Source organism: Hydrogenobaculum sp., assembly GCF_049967395.1.
Classification (GTDB): domain Bacteria; phylum Aquificota; class Aquificia; order Aquificales; family Aquificaceae; genus Hydrogenobaculum.
The window spans coordinates 1-3,069 of sequence record NZ_JBMFST010000080.1 but is presented as its reverse complement, the minus strand read 5'-3'; the positions used below and the strand labels follow the sequence as shown (position 1 = coordinate 3,069).

Below are 3,069 nucleotides of genomic sequence, written 5' to 3'. Positions count from 1 at the left end.
ATAAAAATAGATATAGAAGGATACGAACTAGAGGCGTTGAAAGGTCTAGAAAGCACCATAAAGAGATCAGAAGACTTAAAAATGTTTGTAGAGTTCTCACCATCTTTTATGGGTGAAGGTAAATCTTTAGAGTTGTTAGATTTTTTAAAGCATAACTTTAAGGATGTTTATATATGCCATAAAAAGAAAATATTTAAAACATCATGGAAAGATGCTTACAAAATTTCTTTAGAAAAGGGCCAAAGAAATTTGTTTTTATTTAAATAGTGCAATATCAAAGCCCAAACCTAGTACTCATGCAAACATCCTTACTATGCTATAATACTCTAAAATGAAGTGTCCAGATACAACGGTTGGGAAATATATTATAAAACCAGTTTGGTTTGGTATAAAGGAGATTTTTAAAAGTGTATTTAAAGTTAGGGCTTTTAACATAGAAAATATAGAAGGATTAGAAGGAGCAATTTTTGCATCAAACCATAGGTCTCATTTAGACCCACCTGTATTAAACTCTATTGTGAAAGAACCGCTTTATTTTATTGCAAAAAAAGAGCTTTTTGAAGCACCTATCATAGGATTTTTATACAACCACATGAGGGCTATACCAATCCAAAGAGGTTCTGGGGATTTTCAGGCTATTGAGAAGGCTATAGAGCTTTTAAATATGGGTTGCAACGTTTGTATATTCCCAGAAGGTAAAAGAGCACCTGCTGGAGAGTTTTTGAAACCAAAAACAGGCGTTGGGATTATGGTGGTAAAAACCAAAAAACCAGTGGTACCAATTTATATTGAAAACACAGATATAAACTTTCCAGTGGGGGCAAAGTACCCAGTCCCAAGAGCGCCTATAAACGTATATTTTGGAAAACCTATACATTTTGGAGAATTAGAAGACAACATTCAAAATTATAAGCTTGTGGCAAACACAATAATGGAACACATAAAAGAGCTTGCTTATTACAAGCCTACTTAAACTTTGGCAATCTCCAGTTTAGTATTATGGCAAGTATTCTTACGATAAAAACAGATACCACACAAACAACTGCAGAAAGTGTTATATTTTTGGAAAGTATTATTGTAATATAAAAAAGCAACGCTCCTATAATGCTACAGCTTGCGTAAAAGTCATCTTTTAAAACAGAAGGGATTTTACCAAGAAGTATATCGCTTATAACACCACCACCTACTCCTGTTAATGTAGCCAATATAACAATTCCAAATACGTTTACATCTGCTTTATAAGCGATCATAGCACCAGTAGCGCTAAAGGCTGATAATCCTACAGCATCTGGTATCAGTATAAGCATCGAGCTTTCGATGCCTTCAAACTTGTAAATAGATATCCCTATTAAAAGCCCCAAAATGGCAAATATCATATTTTCTTTGGATTTAAAAGCTATGGGTACTGTGTTTATTATGACATCCCTTAATATACCACCCCCAAGCGCTGTAGTAATAGCTAAAACTGTTATACCAAGAAGGTCTAAACCCTCTTTTATGGCTTTTAAAGAACCAGATATAGAAAAAGCCACAATGCCAAGGAGGTTTATAAAAGAGAATATCTTCCAAAAACCAATCATGATAGTATAGCGTTTTCTTCTATAAACCTTGCCATATCAAACAAAGCCCTATAAGCTTTTAAGAGTTTTTTATATTTTTTGGGAGCCTCTATGTCTGGTAAAAGCCCGAAAACTGGGTTCATAGGTTGAAGCTCTCCTTCTTTTGAGCTTATATAGTCTAAAAGCGCCCCTAACATAGTGGTTTTGGGTGGGATTACAGGGTCTTTGCCTTTTAATTTTAACCATGCGTTTATACCAGCTATAATACCGGTGGCGGCAGAAGCTGAGTATCCTTCAACCCCTGTGATTTGTCCTGCAAAAAGTATGTTTGGTTTTTTTCTTAATTCAAGAGTGGGTTTTAACAGTTTGTTGGATTGTAAAAATGTGTTTCTATGCATAGAACCAAGCCTTGAAAAAACTGCGTTTCTAAGACAAGGTATAAGCTTAAACACCCTTACTTGTTCTTTGTAGGTGAGCTTTGTTTGAAAGCCCACCAAAGAAAGGGCTTCGCCCTCTTTTGTCTCTTTTCTAAGTTGGACTATGGCGTAAACGTCTTTTGATATGTGGTGCTTTAGACCTTTTGGGCTCATTGGTCCAAAAACAAGTGTTTCATAACCTCTTTGGGCTATCTCTTCTATAGGTAGGCATCCTTCAAAGTGAACTATTCTTTCAAAATCTTTTGTTGGTACTTTTTCTGCTTTTAAAAGCTCGTTGTAAAATAAATCGTACTCTTCTTTAGTCATTGTGCAGTTAAAATAATCATCTCCCTTATCGTATCTAGAACCCCAAAAGCCCTTTGAAAAATCAACGCTTGAAGCTTCTACAATAGGAGCTATTGCATCGTAAAAATAAAGGTATTCGTCTTCTATAAAAGACTTTAAGTATTTTGAAAACTTTTCTGAAGTAAGAGGTCCTGTGGCTACTATGTTTAGCTCGTTTTCATTTAAACATTCCACTTCTTCTCTTACAATTTCTATATTTGGATGAGACAAGATGGTTTTTGTTATAAAATCTGAAAATATGTTTCTATCTACTGCTAAAGCGCTTCCTGCTTTTACGTAAGAGTGTTTTGCGGCTTTTACTACAAGAGAGTTTAAAAGTTCCATCTCTTTTTTTAAAAGCCCAGCACCTGTGGTAATTTCAAAGCTTCCTAAGGTGTTGCTACAAACAAGTTCTCCAAATTTATCGGTATGATGGGCTTCCGTGGTTTTTATGGGTCTCATTTCAAAAAGTCTGACTTTTATACCTTTATTTGCTAAAAAATAGGCTGCTTCTACTCCAGCGAGCCCAGCTCCTATGACGTTTACTTTCATTTGATATATTTTAACAGGGTTTTGTTTTTTAAAATCTTTTTATCATTTTAAAATCCCAAACATCTTGAAAATAAACTCCATGGTATTTTTGTTAAAAATTATTTCAAGGATAGCTAGTCCTATTATCATAAATCTTAACATCTTAAATTCGTAATACACCTCTGTTTTTAATTCAACTTTGGTGGATTCTATCTTTT

At 34.3% G+C, this 3,069-nt stretch carries 4 protein-coding genes; 2 read left to right on the top strand and 2 right to left on the bottom strand.

What is annotated here, in order from left to right; genetic code table 11:
* Positions 1-267, top strand: a 267-nt coding sequence (locus ACP5S8_RS07985) for an FkbM family methyltransferase (protein ID WP_461876416.1), incomplete at its 5' end; no start/stop codon positions are given.
* Between the two features lie 64 nt (positions 268-331).
* Entirely contained in the window at positions 332-973 is a 642-nt protein-coding gene (locus ACP5S8_RS07980; protein WP_461876415.1) for a lysophospholipid acyltransferase family protein, read from the top strand.
* Here ACP5S8_RS07980 and ACP5S8_RS07975 read toward each other — a convergent pair.
* Together ACP5S8_RS07975 and trmFO are read right to left on the bottom strand one after the other, a co-directional pair.
* Positions 966-1,580 (bottom strand): trimeric intracellular cation channel family protein, encoded by a 615-nt coding sequence (locus tag ACP5S8_RS07975; RefSeq protein ID WP_461876414.1) that lies wholly within the window; start codon positions 1,578-1,580, stop codon positions 966-968. The genes ACP5S8_RS07980 and ACP5S8_RS07975 overlap by 8 nt on opposite strands.
* Positions 1,577-2,872 (bottom strand): methylenetetrahydrofolate--tRNA-(uracil(54)-C(5))-methyltransferase (FADH(2)-oxidizing) TrmFO, encoded by a 1,296-nt coding sequence (trmFO, locus tag ACP5S8_RS07970; protein WP_461876413.1) that lies wholly within the window; start codon positions 2,870-2,872, stop codon positions 1,577-1,579. Before trmFO ends, ACP5S8_RS07975 begins: the two co-directional genes overlap by 4 nt.
* Between the last annotated feature and the right edge of the window lie 197 nt (positions 2,873-3,069).